The 19517-nt window shown below is 74.4% G+C and carries 14 protein-coding genes; 10 read left to right on the plus strand and 4 right to left on the minus strand.

All coding sequences use genetic code 11. The features are described 5' to 3' along the window. Nucleotides 1-31: 31 nt before the first annotated feature. A complete protein-coding gene (locus ACMA1D_RS24930; protein ID WP_414726239.1) occupies nucleotides 32-2251 on the minus strand; it encodes an NADP-dependent isocitrate dehydrogenase in 2220 nt (739 codons plus the stop codon). Nucleotides 2252-2744: 493 nt separating this feature from the next. Next, nucleotides 2745-3689, minus strand: coding sequence for a MerR family transcriptional regulator (locus ACMA1D_RS24935; protein ID WP_414726240.1), 945 nt, complete (start codon nucleotides 3687-3689; stop codon nucleotides 2745-2747). 73 nt (nucleotides 3690-3762) lie between these two features. On the opposite strand from ACMA1D_RS24935, the gene ACMA1D_RS24940 reads away from it, so the two are divergent. After that, nucleotides 3763-4767 carry a maleylpyruvate isomerase family mycothiol-dependent enzyme gene (locus tag ACMA1D_RS24940; protein WP_414726241.1) on the plus strand — a complete coding sequence of 335 codons (1005 nt, stop codon included), beginning with the start codon at nucleotides 3763-3765 and terminating at the stop codon, nucleotides 4765-4767. A gap of 30 nt (nucleotides 4768-4797) precedes the next feature. Here the strand turns inward: ACMA1D_RS24940 and ACMA1D_RS24945 are convergent, their stop codons facing one another. Then, nucleotides 4798-6315 carry an FAD-dependent monooxygenase gene (locus tag ACMA1D_RS24945; RefSeq protein ID WP_414726275.1) on the minus strand — a complete coding sequence of 506 codons (1518 nt, stop codon included), beginning with the start codon at nucleotides 6313-6315 and terminating at the stop codon, nucleotides 4798-4800. 828 nt (nucleotides 6316-7143) lie between these two features. Here ACMA1D_RS24945 and ACMA1D_RS24950 point away from each other — a divergent pair. The 9 genes from ACMA1D_RS24950 to ACMA1D_RS24990 all read left to right on the plus strand — a co-directional run bounded on the left by ACMA1D_RS24950 (nucleotide 7144) and on the right by ACMA1D_RS24990 (nucleotide 15723). Next, entirely contained in the window at nucleotides 7144-8190 is a 1047-nt protein-coding gene (locus ACMA1D_RS24950) for a metallophosphoesterase (RefSeq protein ID WP_414726242.1), read from the plus strand. A gap of 152 nt (nucleotides 8191-8342) precedes the next feature. Continuing rightward, nucleotides 8343-9371, plus strand: a complete 1029-nt coding sequence (argC, locus tag ACMA1D_RS24955; RefSeq protein ID WP_414726243.1) for an N-acetyl-gamma-glutamyl-phosphate reductase — start codon at nucleotides 8343-8345, stop codon at nucleotides 9369-9371. A gap of 333 nt (nucleotides 9372-9704) precedes the next feature. After that, the gene (gene argJ, locus ACMA1D_RS24960; protein WP_414726244.1) at nucleotides 9705-10910 is read left to right on the plus strand and encodes a bifunctional glutamate N-acetyltransferase/amino-acid acetyltransferase ArgJ; all 1206 of its coding nucleotides are present in this window, start codon (nucleotides 9705-9707) and stop codon (nucleotides 10908-10910) included. Then, nucleotides 10907-11935, plus strand: coding sequence for an acetylglutamate kinase (gene argB / locus ACMA1D_RS24965; protein ID WP_414726245.1), 1029 nt, complete (start codon nucleotides 10907-10909; stop codon nucleotides 11933-11935). Before argJ ends, argB begins: the two co-directional genes overlap by 4 nt. Beyond that, nucleotides 11932-13116: an acetylornithine transaminase gene (locus tag ACMA1D_RS24970; protein WP_414726246.1), complete on the plus strand. Its 1185-nt coding sequence runs from the start codon at nucleotides 11932-11934 to the stop codon at nucleotides 13114-13116. Before argB ends, ACMA1D_RS24970 begins: the two co-directional genes overlap by 4 nt. Before the next feature lie 48 nt (nucleotides 13117-13164). Next, complete coding sequence (locus tag ACMA1D_RS24975) at nucleotides 13165-13722, plus strand: arginine repressor (RefSeq protein WP_414726247.1); 558 nt, start codon at nucleotides 13165-13167, stop codon at nucleotides 13720-13722. A 453-nt stretch (nucleotides 13723-14175) separates the two neighbouring features. Then, nucleotides 14176-14631 carry a nuclear transport factor 2 family protein gene (locus tag ACMA1D_RS24980; protein ID WP_414726248.1) on the plus strand — a complete coding sequence of 152 codons (456 nt, stop codon included), beginning with the start codon at nucleotides 14176-14178 and terminating at the stop codon, nucleotides 14629-14631. Nucleotides 14632-14671: 40 nt separating this feature from the next. After that, nucleotides 14672-15409 (plus strand): AzlC family ABC transporter permease, encoded by a 738-nt coding sequence (locus ACMA1D_RS24985; protein WP_414726249.1) that lies wholly within the window; start codon nucleotides 14672-14674, stop codon nucleotides 15407-15409. Continuing rightward, nucleotides 15406-15723 carry an AzlD domain-containing protein gene (locus ACMA1D_RS24990; RefSeq protein ID WP_414726250.1) on the plus strand — a complete coding sequence of 106 codons (318 nt, stop codon included), beginning with the start codon at nucleotides 15406-15408 and terminating at the stop codon, nucleotides 15721-15723. The genes ACMA1D_RS24985 and ACMA1D_RS24990 overlap by 4 nt, the downstream gene beginning before the upstream one ends. A gap of 149 nt (nucleotides 15724-15872) precedes the next feature. Here the strand turns inward: ACMA1D_RS24990 and ACMA1D_RS24995 are convergent, their stop codons facing one another. After that, entirely contained in the window at nucleotides 15873-19466 is a 3594-nt protein-coding gene (locus ACMA1D_RS24995; protein WP_414726251.1) for an AfsR/SARP family transcriptional regulator, read from the minus strand. Between the last annotated feature and the right edge of the window lie 51 nt (nucleotides 19467-19517).

The following is a 19517-nucleotide window of genomic DNA, read 5'->3' on the forward strand; positions in this document are numbered from 1 at the left end:
CCCCATAACACCGCGGGCTACGCGTTCACGCTCAGGCGAGCGACGCCAGCGCCTGGTTGAACGTCTGCGACGGGCGCATCACGGCCGCGGCCTTGGCCGGGTCGGGCTGGTAGTAGCCGCCGATGTCGGCCGGCGAGCCCTGCACCGCGATCAGCTCGGCCACGATGGTCTGCTCCTGCTCGGCCAGGGTCGCGGCGAGCGGGGCGAACGCCTTGGCGAGCTCGGCGTCCTCGGTCTGCTGCGCCAGCTCCTGGGCCCAGTAGAGCGCCAGGTAGAAGTGGCTGCCGCGGTTGTCGATGCCACCGAGGCGGCGGCTGGGCGACTTGTCCTCGTTGAGGAAGGAGGCCGTGGCGCGGTCCAGGGTGTCGGCGAGCACCTGGGCGCGGGCGTTGCCGGTGGTCTGCGCGAGCTGCTCGAAGCTGACCGCGAGCGCCAGGAACTCACCCAGGCTGTCCCAGCGCAGGTAGTTCTCCTTGACGAGCTGCTGGACGTGCTTGGGCGCGGAGCCGCCGGCGCCGGTCTCGAACAGGCCGCCGCCGTTCATCAGCGGGACGACGGAGAGCATCTTGGCGCTGGTGCCCAGCTCCAGGATGGGGAACAGGTCGGTCAGGTAGTCGCGCAGCACGTTGCCGGTGACCGAGATGGTGTCCTCGCCGCGGCGGATGCGCTCCAGCGAGAACGCGGTCGCCTCCTCCGGCGACTTGATCTCGATCTGGAGGCCGTCGGTGTCGTGGTCGGCCAGGTACGTGGTGACCTTGCGGATGAGGTTGGCGTCGTGCGCGCGGCCCTCGTCCAGCCAGAACACCGCCGGGTTGCCGGTGGCGCGGGCGCGGCTGACGGCCAGCTTGACCCAGTCGCGGATCGGGGCGTCCTTGGTCTGGCACATGCGGAAGATGTCGCCGGCGCCGACGGCCTGCTCCAGCACCACGTTGCCGTTGCCGTCGAGCGCCCGCACCGTGCCGGTGGTCGGGATCTCGAAGGTCTTGTCGTGGCTGCCGTACTCCTCGGCCTTCTGCGCCATCAGGCCGACGTTGGGCACCGAGCCCATGGTGGCCGGGTCGAAGGCGCCGTTGGCGCGGCAGTCGTCGATGACGACCTGGTACACGCCGGCGTAGCTGCTGTCCGGGATGACGGCGAGGGTGTCGGCCTCGTGGCCGTCCGGGCCCCACATGTGGCCGGAGGTGCGGATCATCGCGGGCATGGAGGCGTCCACGATGACGTCGCTGGGGACGTGCAGGTTGGTGATGCCGCGGTCGGAGTCGACCATGGCGAGCTCCGGGCCCTCGGCGAGCTCCGCGTCGAAGGACGCCTTGATCGCGGCGCCGTCGGGCAGCGACTCCAGGCCCTTGAGGATGCCGCCGAGCCCGTCGTTGGGGGTGAGGCCGGCGGCGGCGAGCGTCTGGCCGTACTCGGCGAACGTCTTCGGGAAGAAGGCGCGCACGACGTGACCGAAGATGATCGGGTCGGAGACCTTCATCATCGTGGCCTTGAGGTGTACGGAGAAGAGCACGCCCTCGGCCTTGGCGCGGGCGATCTGCGCGGTGAGGAACTCGCGCAGCGGCGCGACGTGCAGCACGGCCGCGTCCACGACCTCGCCGGCCAGCACCGGCACCGACTCGCGCAGCACGGTGGTGCTGCCGTCGTCGCCGGTCAGCTCGATGCGCAGGGCGCCGTCCGCGTCGATGATCACCGACTTCTCGGTGGAGCGGAAGTCGTCGCCGGTCATGTGCGCGACGTTCGTCTTGGAGTCGGCGGTCCAGGCGCCCATGCGGTGCGGGTGCGCCTTGGCGTAGTTCTTGACCGATGCGGGGGCGCGGCGGTCGGAGTTGCCCTCGCGCAGCACCGGGTTCACGGCGCTGCCCTTGACCTTGTCGTACCGGGCGCGGATCTCCCGCTCCTCGTCGGTCTGCGGGTCGTCCGGGTACTCCGGCAGCGCGTAACCCTGCTCCTTGAGCTCCGCGATGGCGGCCTTGAGCTGGGGGATCGAGGCCGAGATGTTCGGCAGCTTGATGATGTTCGCACCCGGCGTCTTGGCCAGCTCGCCCAGCTCGGCCAGCGCGTCGGCGATGCGCTGGCCCTCCTCCAGGTACTCGGGGAAGCTCGCGATGATCCGGCCCGCCAGAGAGATGTCACGGCTCTCGACGGTCACTCCGGCCGTCGAGGCGTAGGCCTCGATCACCGGCAGGAACGAGTACGTCGCCAAGGCCGGGGCCTCGTCGGTGTGCGTGTAGATGATGGTCGAGTCAGTCACCGGGTGCTCCGCTCCACGTCTGCAACATTGCTCGACATCAAGATATCTCGTGATCGACCCTCCCTCGACAGGACCCCGTCCGTGGGGCGGCCTGGCCGACGTTCCCCGGCCACGGGGCCGCGGCGGGGCCGCTCGGACAAGGGGGTGCGCTGGGGTGGGTCCGCTCATCGGGTGTGGGCGCGGTGGTCTGCCCTGCGGGCCGTGGGCGGTCGGTCTGCGCCCGGTGCGGGGCGGGGGCGCGCCCTTCCGGCCGGCCCCTGGCTGGGCGGTCCGATCCTCGGCCCGTGGCTGGGGTGGCTCCGCCCCGGTCCGTGGTCGGAGTGCGGCCCGGGGGCCGCGGGCCGCGCGCCCCCCGGCCGATCGCCGCGAACCCGCTCGCCCAGCCCGATCGCCGCGAACCTGCGCGCACCGTACCCCCGGGCGCGCGCCCCGGCCGTGCGTCCTCCACCGCGAGGACCGACCAGCCGCGGGGCCCGGGCCCCGCCCCGGCTCCCTACTCCACCGACCGCCCCAGCGCGTCGACCAGCCAGTCGTGCACGGTGCCGACGGTGACGGGTTCGCCGGTGGCCTCGCCCAGCAGGTGCCAGTAGCGGCGGATGCGGGGGTCGCCGGGGACGGCGACGTGCGTCCAGGTGCCGCGCCGGAACGCGGTCAGCAGCTCGCGCCGGAAGGCCGCCGTGTCCCGTCCGCCGCGCACCTCGGCGTGCGCCGCGACGAACCGGTCGAGCGCCGGGCCGGGGGCCGGCCGCCGCCCGGCGCGCAGCAGCGGATCGGCGAGCCGGTACGCCTCGTCCATGCCGGCCAGCAGCGCGACCGGGTCCCTGACCAGCTCGCGGCTGGCCCGGGCGCGGTCGCGCAGCCGCCGTTCCAGCTCGCGGTCGGCGGTCAGTGCGGCCAGCCGCGCGTAGGCCACCACCTGGTGCGGCGTCGGGTCCGCCGGCGGGGCGGGGACGCTCACGGCCACGAACATGGCGAACGTGTCGGCCGGCAGCGCCGGGCCCAGCAGGCGCCGCCAGAACGCCAGTACCGCCCCGTGCGCCGCGTGCCCGTCGGGCAGCGAGCCCAACAGTTCGAGCCGGGCGGCCCGTTCGGCGCCCGCGGCCTCCTCGACCGCCCGCAGCGCCGCCCGCCGCCAACCGAGCGCCGCCCACTCCGCGTCCAGCGCCCCGCGCGCGGCGGCGAGGGCGTCGGCGAGCAGCAGCCGGCCGGCCAGCAGTTCGCCGATCGCGGGCAGCCCGAGGCCGAGCCCGCGCCACTGCCGGATGAGCCGCAGCCGGTCGACGGCCGCCGGGGCGAACCTCCGGTGCCCGCCGGTACTGCGCACGCTGTCCAGCAACCCCTGCTCGCAGTAGAAGCGGACGGTGCGCACCGGCACCCCGGCCAGCCGCGCGAGCTCCCCGATCCCCAGCACCGCCCCCACCGGTGTGACCTCAGTCACGATGCCTTGAACCTCCACCCGGGTGCGCTTTTTACCGTACGAGCCCACCGTACGGAAGATAGGGACAACGACCATGAACCGAGCGGACGTTGAGCAACAGCGGGTTGATTCGCCCAGCGGGGAGCCGGGCGAAGCACCCGGCGGAACGCCAGCCGCCGGCGGAACGCGGGACGGGGTACCGGCCGGGGCGCGGGAGGCGCGGGGGTCGGCCGCGGCGCCCGGCGGGACGCCGACGGGACTGCCGGAGGGGCGGGCGGACGACTCCCCGACCCAGGGGGAGGCCGCGGGGGAGGCCGCGGGGGAGGACGTGCGCGGGGCCGCCGGGGAAATCGCGCGGCTGGCCACCGCGCTGCGCGAGCAGGGCGCTGCCGTCGTACGGGCGGTGCGCGGCCTGGACCCGGCGGCGGCCGTGCCCACCTGCCCGCAGTGGCGGGTGCGGGACCTGGTCGGCCACATCGGCCAGGCACACCGCTGGGCCGCGCGGATCGTCAGGACCGGACCGCCGACCGAGGTGCCCGACCCGCGCCGGGCCGACCCCGGGCCGCCCGCGGACTGGGCCGCCTGGGTGGCCCGCGGCACGACCGAACTGATCACGGCCGTACGCCGGGCCGACGGCCCGGTGTGGAGCTACTTCGGCCCGCAGCCCGCGGCGTTCTGGCTGCGCCGGATGGTGCACGACGCCTGCGTGCACCACGCCGACGCGGCGCTGACCGCCGGCACCGCCTTCGAGCTCGCGCCCGAGCTGGCGACCGGCGCGCTCGACGAGGCCCTTGACCTGCTCTGCGCGCCGGACGCGGTGGCGCTCAAGCCGGAACTCGCCGCGCTGCGCGGCGACGGCCAGCGGCTGCTGTTCGTCCCCACCGGCGCCCCCGACCGGGCGTGGCTGGTGACCAGGACCGGCCGGGGGCCGCGCAGCTCCACCGCCACCGGCGCCGCGGCAGCCGATGTGAAGGTCACCGCGCCCGTCGCCGACCTCCTCCTGCTGCTCACCCGCCGCCTACCGCCCACCGCACCGCAGCTCACCCGCACCGGCGACGCCGCCCTGCTCGACCACTGGTGGGAGCACACCGCGCTGTGAGCACGCCAACCCATGTCACCCCGCCCCACCTCACCCCGTCGCGACCCCGAACCACCGCGCCAGGTGGGGAAGCAGTTCCCGCTGGTCGTCGCCGACCCAGGCGACGTGGCCGTCGGGGCGCAGCAGCACGGCGGGCGCGCCCAACTCCGCGCTGCCACCGGCGAAACCAGCGCCACAGGCGTCAACGGCGGAACCAGCCTCAGCAGCGCCACCCATGGCAGCCCCCGCGGCCCCAGCGGCATCCACCGTGTCGACGACATGGTCGACGCGGTCGGCCCAGCCGGTCACCGAGAGCCGGCCGGTCCGGTCGAGCAGCAGCCCACGGCCGCCATGCAGCAGCTCGTACAGCCGCCCCCGCCGGAGCGGGACGTCCCGCATCCGGCGGCCGATGAGACCGGACGCGTCGGGCCCAGCGCCGAAGTCGTAACGGACCCCGACCGCGGTGATCATCTCGGTCAGGTGCCGGTTCACCACCTCGAACTCCACGAGCTCCGCGAAGAGCTCCTGGAGCGCCTTCGCGCCAGCGTCCGTGCCCATCAGCGCGGTCTGGGCGCGGGTGTTGGCCACGACGCGGGCGCCCACCGGGTGCCGTTCGGCGTGGTAGCTGTCCAGCAGGGTCGCCGGCGCCCAGCCGGCGACCTCGGCCGCCAGCTTCCAGCCGAGGTTGAACGCGTCCTGCACCCCGAGGTTGAGGCCCTGCCCGCCGGCCGGCGGATGGATGTGCGCCGCGTCGCCGGCCAGCAGCACCCGGCCGACCCGGTAGCGCTCGGCCTGCCGGGTCGCGTTGCCGAACCGGGAGAGCCAGCGCGGCGAGTGCGCGCCGAAGTCGGTGCCGGCGACCTCCCGCAGCCGCTGCTTGAACTCCTCGAAGCCCGGCGCGTCGGAGCGCTCGTCGGACCCCGCGGCGGCGGACCCCGCGGCAGCGGGCGAGACGGCTGCGGGCACGATGATCCGGTACGTGCCGTCGCCCTCCGCGACGGTGCCGAACCGCACGTGCCGCTTCCGCACCTCGGCCGTCACGGCGGCCACCGTCGCAGGGTCCGCAGTCACCGCCATGTCACCGAGCAGCGTTTCGGACGTGGCGGGTTCACCGGGGAAGCCCACCCCGATGAGCCTGCGCACCGTGCTGCGCCCGCCGTCACAGCCCACCAGGTAGCGCGAGCGCAGCCGCGTGCCGTCGGCGAGTTCGACCCGTACGCCGTGTTCGTCCTGGTCGAGGCCGACCAGCGGGCAGCCGCGGCGCAGTTCGGCGCCGAGTTCCACAGCCCGCTCGGTCAGCACGCGCTCGGTGACCGGCTGCGGCATGGCCAGGCCGTACGGGTGCGCCGTGTCCAGCCCCGCGGGCCACGGCGCGCTGAGCCCCGCGAACGGGCCGCCGACCTGGAACCGCTCGCCGACCGCCTGGAACCGGTCCAACAGGCCGCGCTGGTCCATGATCTCCACGCTGCGCACGTGCAGCCCGCGCCCACGGGACTGCGTGGTCGGCTCGGTCAACCGCTCCAGCACCACCACCCGCACCCCGTGCAACCGCAACTCACAGGCCAACATCAGCCCGGTCGGCCCGGCCCCGACCACGATCACGTCAATGTCCCCGGCCCGCCCGGCGCCGCCGATCTCCCTCGCACTCCCGGTCTCGCCGCCGTCTCCGGCCCGCCCGGCTTCCCCGGTCTTCCCCACACCCGCGCCCGACCCGGCCACCGAATTCCCCACCCGCATCGCTCGACTCTCCCCATTTCGCGCCAACCCGGATTCCCGACGTCCCCGATTCCCGGCGTCCTTCGATTCCCGACGTCCAGAAATCTCGGCGTCCAGATTCCCGGATTCCGTCATCGAGGCGCGATTCTGCGGCACCCCCGGGGCCTTGCCGCAAGCCCCCCGGTGCGCTATACGTTGAGAGTGGCGAGGAGTACGAAACTCCTCGCCTTCGCCATTTCCCGTACGCGTCGGCCCTCGCCCTGCTCGCTCTCACGCGCCCGCGCACGACGCCTCGCCGAGGCCAATTCCCTTCCTCACATGCACCGGTGACCTGCGGCAATCCCCGCCAACCGGTCACTCGTACCACCAACGGCACGATGCAGAACACGGATCCGGACCGGCCTGAATCCGTACCGGAACGCATCTGCGCCGCCGCACGTCCGGACGGGCAATACCCCGCCGTACGGCCCGTATTTCCACCCGCCGACGGCGACAATTCCCCGCACCCAACGGCCGCGGCCCGATGTCCTCGCGGGGCGAAACGTTCACCGAATGGTTGGCCGCCCCGGAACTCGAAGTACACCCGGTGGCACCGGACAGCGGGGTCTACTGAGCCGAGCGCCGCCGGCGCGGGCCGGCAGACGGGCTCGGCCCGCCCCGCCCGAAGCGGTCCGGCGCGGCGTGCCGGGCCCCGACCGCCCCGCCGGCGAGCCGACGGTCAGCAAGCCGACGTCCAGCCAGGAGTGCACGATGCTCACCCCACCCGACCTCCCGCAGTACGCCCAGGACATGGCGCGCACGACGAACCGCCGTGGCTTCCTCGGCCTCGGCCTCGGTGTCGCCGCCACTGCCGCCGTCGCCGCCGGGCCGGCCGAGTCCGCTGCCGCGCACGGCAGGCCGCTGCTGCGGTTCGGCGTCATCGCCGACTGCCAGTACGCGGACAAGCCGGACGGGCCGGTCCGCCTCTACCGGAAGTCGATCGCCAAGCTCCGCGAGGCCGTCGGCACGCTCAACGAGTCCGACCTGCGCTTCGCCGTACACCTGGGTGACTTCGTGGACGAGTTCCCGGAGAGCTTCGCCGCGGTCATGCCGATCTGGCAGAAGCTGCGAATGCCCAAGCGCCACGTGCTCGGCAACCACGACTTCCAGATGCCGCGCGAGCAGGTGCTCGACGCCCTCCACATGCCGTCCTCGTACTACGACTTCCGCCGCGACGGCTGGCGCTTCATCGTCGTCGACACGAACGACGTCAGCACCTACGGCAACCCCGCCGGGTCCGAGAAGCACGCGCTGGCCCAGCGGATGCTCGCCGAACTGCGGGCCGCGGGCAGGCCGCAGGCGCAGGAGTGGAACGGCGGCGTGGGCGCGCGGCAACTCGCCTGGCTGGAGCGGACCCTCGCGCACGCGCACCGCAAGGGCGAGAAGGTCGTGATCAACGCCCACCACCCGATCTACCCGGTCAACGTGCACAACGCGTACAACGACCGGCAGCTCATCGACCTGATCACCTCGCACGACAACGTCGTGGCCTGGTTCAACGGGCACAACCACGCAGGTAACTACGGCTTCACCGGCGGCACCCACTTCCTCACCTTCAAGGGCATGGTCGACACCGAGACCACCTCGTACGCGACGGTGCAGGCGTACGAGGACCACCTGCTGATCGAGGGCTTCGGCCGGGAGCCGAGCCGGATCGTCCCCGTCGGGGCGCCGGCCTACGAGATCTGACGAGATCGGAACGGCCGCGCCGCGCTCCGCACGGTCGCGCGGGCGGCCGGGTGGCTGCGGGGCCCGATGCGGCTGTGTACCCATCCCACACCCCTCATTGCATAAAGCTTCCCTCCTTCGTATAGTCATGCCATCACCGAGGAGGGGTTGCGATGTCCGTGCGGGTGGCGGTGGCCGGGGCCAGTGGGTACGCCGGGGGTGAGGTGCTGCGGCTGTTGCTCGGGCATCCCGAGGTGGAGATCGGGGCGCTGACCGGGAACTCCAACGCCGGGCAGTCGCTCGGCGGGCTCCAGCCGCATCTGGGGCCGCTGGCCGATCGGGTGCTGGAGCCGACCGAGGTCGACCGGCTCGCCGGCCACGACGTGGTCTTCCTCGCCCTGCCGCACGGACAGTCCGCCGCGGTCGCCCGCGAGCTCGGGCCCGAGGTGCTGGTGATCGACTGCGGGGCCGACTTCCGGCTCAAGGACGCCGCCGACTGGGAGGCGTTCTACGGTTCGCCGCACGCCGGGACCTGGCCGTACGGGCTGCCCGAGTTGCCCGGCGCCCGCGAGGCACTGCGCGGCAGCAAGCGGATCGCGGTGCCGGGCTGCTACCCGACGGCCGTCTCGCTCGCGCTCTTCCCCGCGTACGCCGCCGGCCTCATCGAGCCGGACGCGGTGGTCGTCGCGGCCTCCGGCACCTCGGGCGCCGGCAAGGCCGCCAAGCCGCACCTGCTCGGCAGCGAGGTGATGGGCTCGATGAGCCCGTACGGCGTCGGCGGCGGCCACCGGCACACGCCGGAGATGGTGCAGAACCTGAGCGCCGTCGCGGGGGAGCGGGTCACCGTCTCGTTCACGCCCACCCTGGCGCCCATGCCCCGCGGCATCCTCGCCACCTGTAGTGCCCGTACCCGACCCGGCGTCGACGAGGCCGCCGCCCGCGCCGCGTACGAGAAGGCGCTGGACGGCGAGCCCTTCGTCCGGCTGCTGCCCGCGGGGCAGTGGCCCGCCACCGCCGCCGTGTACGGGGCCAACACCGCGCTGCTGCAACTGGCCCACGACCCGGCGGCCGGGCGCCTGATCGTCATCGCCGCCATCGACAACCTGACCAAGGGCACCGCGGGCGGCGCCGTGCAGAGCATGAACCTCGCCCTCGGCCTGCCCGAGACCACCGGACTGAGCGCGGCCGGCGTGGCGCCGTGACCTCGGGTACGGGGCCGGGGTCGGACCCGGCCCCGTACGCAGGGGCGGGTGCGGGGCCTGCCGGCCCGGCCACCTCACGCACCCCGCGCCGCACGGCCGAAGGCACCAACAGCAGCCGCAGTCCCACCAGCAGCCGCAGCCCCACCAGCAGCCCCAGCCCCCCGCGGCCCGGGCCGCGCCGTGCCCCCGCGGGCACGGCGCCTCCCGGCGCGCCGCCCCGTACCCCGCACGCCGCCGGCCGCAACCGCGGCCCGGCGTCCCCCTCCCTCCGCGCGGCAGCCGCCGTCGCCCCGATGGAAGCGAACGGAGCAGCACAGTGAACGGAGTAGCACAGTGAGCGTCACGGCAGCACAGGGATTCACCGCGGCGGGCATCGCCGCCGGGCTCAAGGAGAACGGCAACCCCGATCTGGCCCTCGTGGTCAACCAGGGGCCCCGCCTGGCCGCGGCCGGCGTCTTCACCAGCAACCGCGTCAAGGCGGCGCCCGTGCTCTGGTCCGAGCAGGTCATCGCCGGGCGGACCGTTTCCGCAGTCGTCCTCAACTCCGGCGGCGCCAACGCCTGCACCGGACCGCTCGGGTTCCAGGACACCCACGCCACCGCCGAGAAGGTCGCCGCCGTGCTCGGCCACAGCGCCGGCGAGGTCGCCGTCGCCTCCACCGGGCTGATCGGGGTGCGGCTGCCCATGGACAAGCTGCTCCCGGGCGTCGAGCAGGCCGCAGCCGCGCTCACCGCGGACGGCGGCGAGCAGGCCGCCATCGCCATCAAGACCACCGACACGGTGCACAAGACCGCCGTCGTCCGCAGCACCGACACCGCGCACGTCGAACCCGCGGGCACCCCGGCCCCCGCCGCCGGCCAGGGCACCTGGACCGTCGGCGGCATGGCCAAGGGAGCCGGCATGCTCGCCCCGGGCCTGGCCACCATGCTCGTCGTCCTCACCACCGACGCCGACGTGGACGCCGACGCGCTGGATACGGCGCTGCGCGCCGCCACCCGCACCACCTTCGACCGGGTCGACTCCGACGGCGCCATGTCCACCAACGACACGGTGCTGCTGCTCGCCTCCGGCGCCTCGGGCACCACCCCCGACCCGGCCGCGTTCGCCGAGGCCGTCCGCACCGTCTGCGCCGACCTCGCCCAGCAACTGGTCCGCGACGCCGAAGGCGCATCCAAGGACATCCGCATCGAGGTCGTCGGCGCCGCCAGCGAGGAGGACGCCGTCACCGTCGGCCGCTCCATCGCCCGCAACAACCTCCTCAAGTGCGCCATCCACGGCGAGGACCCCAACTGGGGCCGCGTGCTCGCCGCCATCGGCACCACGTCCGCGGCCTTCGAGCCCGACCGGTTGAACGTGGCCATCAACGGCGTCTGGGTCTGCAAGGACGGCTCCATCGGCGACGACCGCGACCTGGTCGACATGCGCTACCGCGAGGTGACCATCACCGCAGACCTGGCCACCGGCACCGAATCCGCGGTCCTGTGGACCAACGACCTGACCGCCGACTACGTCCACGAGAACAGCGCGTACTCCTCATGAGCAACACGACCCCCACCCAGCCGGCACAGCCCACTCCCGCGCAGCCTGCCCAGCCCGCCGCTGAGCCGCACCCCGACCTGCCGTCGCAGCCGGCCGTCGCAGCCGCCACCGGCACGCCGACCCGCAAGCACACCGCACTGCCCAAGGCCCGCACGCTGATCGAGGCGCTGCCCTGGCTGACCCGGCACCACGGCAAGTGCGTCGTCATCAAGTTCGGCGGCAACGCCATGGTCGATCAGGACCTGAAGGCCGCCTTCGCGCAGGACGTCGTCTTCCTGCGGCACGCCGGGCTGCGCCCGGTCGTCGTGCACGGCGGCGGCCCGCAGATCAGCGCCCAACTCGACCGGCTCGGCCTGGAGTCGGAGTTCAAGGCGGGGCTGCGGGTCACCACGCCCGAGGCGATGGACGTCGTCCGCATGGTCCTCGCCGGACAGGTGCAGCGCGACCTGGTCGGGCTGCTCAACCAGCACGGGCCGCTCGCCGTCGGCATGACCGGCGAGGACGCGCACACCATGACCGCCACCAAGCGGTACGCCACGATCGACGGCGAACAGGTGGACCTCGGCCGGGTCGGCGACATCACCCGGATAGACGTGGGCGCCATCAGGGCCCTGCTCGACGACGGCCGCATCCCGGTCATCTCCTCCATCGCCCGCAGCGGCGACCCGGCCGACGGCCCCGCCGGCGGCGTCTTCAACGTCAACGCCGACACCGCAGCCGCCGCCCTCGCCGCCGCGCTCGGCGCCGAGACGCTGATGGTGCTCACCGACGTCGAGGGCCTGTACGCGGACTGGCCCAACAGCGACGAGGTGATCAGCCAACTCACCGCCTCCGAACTGGAACGGCTCCTCCCGGAGCTGGCCAGCGGCATGGTGCCCAAGATGGAGGGCTGCCTGCACGCGGTGCGCGGCGGCGTCACCACCGCCCGCGTCATCGACGGCCGGGTACCGCACTCCATCCTGCTGGAAATCTTCACCGACGAGGGAATCGGCACCATGGTCGTGCCGGACGAGGAGCAGTCATGAGCAACTCCGTCCTGACCAAGCGCTGGCAAGGCGCGCTCATGGACAACTACGGCACCCCCGCCGTCGCCCTCACCCGCGGCAGCGGAGCCCGGCTGTGGGACGCCGACGGCAAGGAGTACCTGGACTTCGTCGGCGGCATCGCGGTCAACGCGCTCGGCCACGCCCACCCTGCCGTCGTCCGCGCCGTCACCGACCAGGTCGCCATCCTCGGCCACGTCTCCAACCTCTTCGTCGCCGAACCGCCCGTCGCCCTCGCCGAGCGGCTGCTCCGGCTCTTCGGCTTCGAACAGCCGGGCCGGGCCTACTTCAGCAACTCGGGCGCCGAGGCCGTCGAAGCCGCCTTCAAGATCGGCCGGCGCACCGGTCGCAGCCATCTGGTCGCCACCACCGGCGGCTTCCACGGCCGCACCATGGGCGCCCTCGCCCTCACCGGCCAGCCCGCCAAGCAGCAGCCCTTCCTGCCGCTGCCCGGCGACGTCACCCACGTGCCGTACGGGGACGCCGACGCGCTGCGCGCCGCCGTCACCACCGACACCGCGCTGGTGATCGTCGAGCCCGTGCAGGGCGAGAACGGCGTGGTCGTGCCGCCGGCCGGGTACCTGGCCGCGGCCCGTGAGATCACCCGGGCTACCGGCACCCTGCTGGTCGTGGACGAGATCCAGACCGGCATCGGCCGCACCGGTCACTGGCTCGCCTGCGCGGCCCAGGGCGTCCAGCCCGACGTCATCACCCTCGCCAAGGGGCTCGGCGGCGGCCTGCCCATCGGCGCCACCCTCGCCTTCGGCGCCGCGGCCGACCTGCTCACCCCCGGCCAGCACGGCTCCACCTTCGGCGGCAACCCGATCAGTTGCGCCGCCGCCCTCGCCGTACTGGAGACCATCGAGGCCGATGGGCTGCTCGCCCACGTGCAGCAGGTGGGGCAGCGGCTGCGGGCGGGAATCGAGGCGCTGGAGCACCCGGCCGTCGCCCAGGTCCGTGGCGCGGGCCTGCTGCTGGGTATCGTGCTGCACGAGCCGCTCGCGCAGCGGGTGCAGCAGGCGGCTCAGGACGCCGGGTTCCTGGTGAACGCCGTCGCACCGGATGTGATCCGGCTCGCGCCGCCGCTCATCGTGACGGCCGACGAGGTCGACGCTCTCCTCCGGGCGCTGCCCGCCGTCCTGGACGGGGTACCCGCGCCCTGACGGACCACCACGTCCGGCGGGGAACGACGAGCCGGAGACTGACAGACGATGACCGAGGCGCAGGACAACGAGGCGAACGGCCCCGAACAGCCGCCCGCCGGGCCTGCCGTGCCGCAGACCCGCACCGCCCGCCACCGCAGGATCGTGGACATCCTGAGCCGGCACCCGGTCCGCTCCCAGAGCCAGCTCGCCAAGCTGCTCGCCGATGACGGGCTCACCGTCACCCAGGCCACGCTCTCGCGCGACCTGGACGAGCTGGGCGCCGTGAAGATCCGCAACACCGGTGGTGAGCTGATCTACGCGGTGCCCAGCGAGGGCGGCGACCGTACGCCACGGGCCCCGCTCGGCGAGTCGGCGAGCGAGGGCCGGATGGCCCGGCTCGCGGGCGAACTGCTCATCTCCGCGGAGGCGTCCGCCAACCTCGTCGTGCTGCGCACCCCGCCGGGCGCGGCCCAGTTCTTCGCCTCGGCCATCGACACGGCCGAGGTGCACGACATCATCGGCACCATCGCCGGCGACGACACGCTGCTGCTGATCAGCCGCGACCCACAGGGCGGGCAGGCACTCGCCGACCACCTGATGCGGCTGGCGCAACGCGCCCGCTGACCCAGGCCGGACCCCGCCGCCCGATACGCACGCCGGCCGACGCCGGCCACCACGCCAGCCGCCCGTTCACCACCAGAAACCGGTCGAACGGGCGGCTGGCGCCGCCCGGTTCGGTGCGCCGAGGCGTGCTCGACACCCGTGACGCACCGCGATAGCGTGAGCGCGCTCCGGAATCGGATCACGGCCCTGACCGGCCCCGATACCGGCGTCAGGCACGGCATCCCCCGCTCCCGTACCGCTGCACCCTTCCCGTCGGCTCCTCCGTTCCGTACGCCCCGCGCCCGGGCCGCAGCCGCGTCCGCCGCAGGTCCGCACCGGCGCCCGGGGCCGCTCCCCGCACGACCGACCCCGCGCCGCCTCGTACCACGCCCGTCCCGCGCGGACGCGAGCACGCCGGCCGGTGCGCCACCGATCCGCACTCCCTCCGCCCGCCCCCTTCGTACCGGGAGAGACATGACTTCCCCCCAACCAGACCGGGCCGCACTGACCAGGGACCACATGGAGAGGGCCGTCCGCCAGTACTTCGAGGCGTGCAACACGCTGGACCGCGAACTCTTCGCCCGCTGCCTGTCCGAGGACGTGGTGCACTACCTGGCCAACGGGATGCCGGGGCCCATCCACGGCATCGACGACGTGGCCGAACGCTGGGGCGTGGACGTACGGGCCAACGGCACGTCCTGGACGGTGGACGGCGTCTACGCGGACGAGGAGACCGGCACCGCCGTGTGTGAATGGACCAGCTTCAAGCCCCGGCTGGACCGCGTGCTGCGCGGCGTGGAGGTCTACCGCTTCGACGAGGCGGGCCTGATCGACGAGGTCCGCATCTACTACGCGTCCCGCCGCGACGACTCGGTCAGCACCAACGAGCTGGCGGGATACCCGTACGCGGAGCGGGGGTTCGCGACGTGAGGGGCGGCCCGCGGCGGCCGGGCGCCGGGAGCGCACCCCCGTGAGCGACCCCGCCCCGTCTCCCGGCCCGGCCCCGTCTCCCGGCCCGGGCCCCGCCCCCCTGCGTCCGCTGGCGTCCGGCCGGCGGGCCGCCTACCTGGCCGGGGGCCGGGCGGCGCTGCCCTTCACGGTGGCGCTCTTCGCCTTCGGCGTCTCGTTCGGGGTGCTGGCCGAGGGGGCGGGGTTCTCCGCGCTGGCCGCCGGCGGCATGTCGGGGCTGGTCTTCGTCGGCTCCGCCCAGTTCGCCACCGTCTCGGTGCTCGCCGGTGGCGGCGGCTGGGTGGCAGCCGCCGTCGCCGGCACCCTGCTCAACCTGCGCTACCTGGTCATGGGGTTCGCCATCCTGCCCGCGCTGCGCGGCGGACGGGCCCGCCGGGCGGTGGAGGCGCAGTTGGTGATCGAGGAGTCCTGGGCCATCGCCGCCGACGCCGACGGTCGCTTCGACCGGGTGCGGCTGCTCGCCTCCGGCGCCGTGCTCTGGCTCGGCTGGGTGGCCGGGACGCTGGCCGGCGCGCTCGGCCCGGTCACGGCCGTGGACATCCACCGGTTCGGCCTCGACGCGGTCTCGCCGGTCCTCTTCTTCCTCCTCCTCGCCCCGCACCTGGGCGCCGCGCCCCGGCGCGGCGCCGCACTGGTCGCGGCCGGCGGCGCACTGCTGCTCACCGGCGTCGGGCTGCCCGATACGGCCATCGCCGTCGCCTGCCTGGTCGCCGTGGCGTCCACCTGGAGGGCCCGATGACCGACCCGACCTGGCTCGCCCTCGGCGCCCTGGTGCTCACCACCTTCCTGCTCAAGGGCGCCGGCTCGCTGGTGATGGGGGGCCGCGAACTGCCCACCTGGTTCCCGCGCTTCGTGGAGTACCTGACGCCGGCCCTGCTCACGGTGCTCGTGGTGACCCAACTGCTCGGCGCACCCGCGGGCGGCGGGCTCACCCTGGACGCCCGGCTGACCGGCTTCGCCGCGGCGCTGGTCGCCTGGCGGCTCAAGGCCCCGGTGCCGCTGGTCATCCTGGTCGCGGTGGCCGTCACGGCCACCGCCCGAGCCCTGACCTGAACCGACCGCACGCCTCCGCGCACCCCCACCTCCCCGCGCGCCGCTGCGTACGCACACGGCCCCGCAGCCGCTCGTACGGCCCGCTGCCCTCGCCCCGTACGCCCCGGCGCCGCGCACCCGCCGCAACGACCGCGCACCCGCCGCACCCGTCAACTGCTCTCCGCCCGCACCTCGCCCGGCAGGGCCAGCTCCATCGCCGCGTACACCTCGGCCGCCTCCTGCCGGTACCGCTGCGCGGACCTGGTGCCCCGGGCCTGCGGCAGGGCGCTCGCCAGGTCGAGCGCGCGGGCCAGGCCCAGCCGGTAGCCGGTGTCCCGGTGTACGACCAGGGCGTGTTCCACGGCCTCCCTGGCCTTCTCGACGTGGCGCAGCACCGCGCGTACGGCGGCGAGTTCGGTGAGCGCCTCGCCCTCGGCGACCCGTAGTCCGGCGTGGCGGGCGATGGTCACGGCGCTGCGCGCGTGGGACAGCGCCTCGCGGTAGGTGCCGCGGGCCCGGTAGGCGGTGGCGAGGCCGAGGTGCGCCGCAGCCTCCGCGCGCCGGCACTCGGCGCCGCCGGCCAGCCGCAGCGCGAGGGCGTGCCGGTCCGTCGCGCCGGTCACGTCGTCCATGTCCAGCAGCGCGCTGCCGAGCACGTTCAGCGCGTCGGGCTCGACCAGCCTGCGGTGCGTGCGCTGGGTGGTGTGCAGCGCGTCCGACGCGTACTTGATGGCCATCCGCGGGTCGCCCGCGTCCCGGCACAGCGCCGCGAGGCAGCACAGCACGCCCTCCCCGGCGTACGTGGACGGCAGCAGGTCGGCCCCCGCCAGCGCCTCCTGGAGTATCCGGTTGGCCTCGCCGAACCTGCCGCGCCCGTGCAGCGTGGCGCCGAGCCCCCACAGCGGCAGCAGCGCCGCGTGCGGATCGGTCGAGCGCTGGCCGAGGGCGCGCCCCTCGGCGAAGTACGCCTGTGCCTCGTCGAACCTGCCCTGGTCGAGGGAGCCGAAGCCGAGCAGGGCCAGCGCCCAGATCTCGCCCGCCGGTTCGCCGACCGCCCGGTAGACCGTCAGCGACCGCAGCCCGTGCTCCCGCGCGGCGTCGAAGTGGGCGCGCTCCCGGCTGGCCGCGGCGAGCCCGAGCAGCGCCCCGCCCTTCTCGGCCAGCAGCCCGGCCTCCTCGTACAACTCCTCGGCCCGCGCGCTGTGCCACATCGCCGCCTCGTGGTGGGCGAGTTCCCAGTGCACGTAGCCCAGGCTCCAGTGCATCACCGCCCGGCCGTAGCCGTCCCCGTCGGCCTCGGCGGCCCGCAATCCGGCGTCGGCGGCGCGCAGCCAGTCCGTGCGCTGCCCGTGCGCCATCAGGTGACCGTGCAGGACCAGCGCGATCTGCCAGGCGATGACGTACGGGCCGTGCTCGGCGGTGTGCTCCACGCAGGCCAGCAGGTTGCCCCGCTCGGTCTCCAACCAGCCGAGCGCCGCCTGCTCGTCGGCGAAGGCCAGCGGCGCGGCCAGCGGGTCCTTGGGGTCGGGCGCGGGCTCGGCGAACCAGGAGTAGAACGTGCCGTACAGGCGCTGCGCCGCACGGTCGGAGCTGGCCAGGTACCAGGTGAACAGGCGCCCGGTGGCGGCCTCGCACTCCGCGTGCCCGGTCTCGGCCACGGCCCGCTCCCGCGCGTAGACCCGCAGCAGTTCGTGCAGGTGGAAGCGGCCGGGGCGGTAGGACTGCAACAGGCTGCGGGCGCACAGCCGGCCCAGCCGCTTGCTGGCCTCGCGCTCGGTCAGCCCGGCCAGCACGGCGGCGGCGCGGGTGGAGAACTCGCTGCCCGGCATCAGACCGAGCAGCCGGAACAGCCGCTGGTCGGGCTCGGGCAGCGCCCGGTAGGAGAGGTCGAACGGGCCGCGTACGGCCGTCTCCCACGGCTCGTCGGTGGCCAACTCCGCCAGCCGGTCGCCCTCGCGCAGGTCGGCCGCGAGGTCGGCGACGCTGCGGCCCCGGTAGCCGAGCAGGTTGGCCGCCGCGATCCGCACGGCCAGCGGCAGGTGCCCGCAGAGCCGGACCACCTCGGCGGCGGCCTCCGGCTCCTCGCGCACCCGCTCCTCACCGATGGTGCGGGCGAGCAGCGCCAGCGACTCCTCCTCCTGGAAGGCGCCCAGGTCGATGTGGTGCGCGTCGTGGAAGGCGGTCAGCCCGCGCAGGTCGTTGCGGCTGGTGACGACGACGCAACAGGTGGGCGAGGCGGGCAGCAGCGGGCGCACCTGTTCGAGCGCGGCGGCGTCGTCGAGCAGGATCAGCATCCGCTTGCCGGCCAGCAGCGACCGGTAGCTGGCGGCCCGCTCGTCCGGCTGCTCCGGGAGGTGCCCCGGCGGTACGCCGAGGGCACGCAGCAGTTGGCCGAGCGCCTCGCCCGGCTGGAGCGGGCCGTCCGGGGCGTAGCCGCGCAGGTTCAGGTAGAGCTGGCCGTCGGGGAACCGGTCCGCCACCCGGTGCATCCAGTGCACGGCCAGCGAGGTCTTGCCGACCCCGGCCATGCCGGATACGGAGGAGATCACCAGCGTCCGTTCGGCGGCCTGCGCCCGGCCGGTGAGCTGCGCGTCGAGCTCGCGCAGACGTTCCGTACGGCCGGTGAACCCGGCGACGTCGAGCGGGAGTTGCCGCGGGGGCGGGAGCGGAGTGGCGGGTGGCGGGTCTGTTGGGGGCGGTGGGCTCGTTGTGGCTTTGGGGTCTGCCGGGTCTGCCGGGTCTGCCGGGCTCGCCGCGTCCGTCGCGTTCGCCGGGCCCGTCGGATTCGCTGTGTCCGCCGGGGGAACGCTGCCGGGGGCCGCCGAGGCCCGGTCTGTCGGCGCCTTCCCGCCGCTCGCCCGACCGTTCGTCGCGTGCTCCCTGGCGTGGGGCCCGGCGTGGGGCCTGGGGCCGGCCGCAGCGCCAGCGGTACTGCCAGCCGTACCGCCGCCGGAGCTGCCGCCCGTACGGGGCCGGGGCACGGTCGGCGCGGGCGCGGGCCGTGGCGGCGCGTCGAGTTCCAGGGCCGGGTCGGCGTTGAGCACCTGCCGGTGCAACTCCTGGAGCGCGCGCCCCGGCTGGATGCCGAGCTCCACGTCCAGCACCCGGTGCACGTCCCGGTACGCGGCGAGCGCATCGGCCTGCCGGCCGGCCCGGTAGAGCGACAGGACGAGTTGGGCCCGGGGCCGTTCGCGCAGCGGGTGCCCCTCGACCAGGGTGCTCAGCTCGTCGATGGCCTCCTCGTTGCGGCCGAGCCCGAGCAGCGCGTCCACCCGCTCCTCCCGGGCCACCAGGTGCATCTCCGTGAGCCGCTCCGCCTCGGCGACGGCGAAGCCGCGCTCGCTGACCCCGTCGAGCGCGGGCCCCGACCAGAGCGCCAGCGCCTGGTCCCAGAGTTCGACGGCGCGCCGGGGATCGCCCTCGGCGAAGGCGCGCCTGGCCCGCTGCGCCAGGGTCAGGAACCACATGGCGTCCACCTGCTCGTCCGCCAGCCGCAGCGCGTAGTTGGTGTTGCTGCGACCGCCCGAGCTGACCAGTACGTGGAAGCCGTCCTTGGCCCGCCGGCCGGGCTCCAGGATGCGGCGCAGGTGCAGGATGTGGGTGCGCAGCGTGGTCACCGCGCCCTGCGGGGCGTCGCCCTCCCACAGCGCGGCCACGATGCGCGTGGTGCTGACGGCCCGGCCGCAGGCCAGCGCCAGCAGCGTGAGCAGGGCGCACTGCTGCGGGCCGAGGCGTGCGCCCCGACCGTCGATCTCGACGCCCACCGGCCCAAGCAGCCGTAGGCGTACCGCTGTTCCCCCCGCCGTCGTCGCTGC

The sequence above is a fragment of the Streptomyces sp. 796.1 genome (genome assembly GCF_047525675.1).
In the GTDB taxonomy this organism is placed as follows: Bacteria; Actinomycetota; Actinomycetes; order Streptomycetales; family Streptomycetaceae; genus Streptomyces.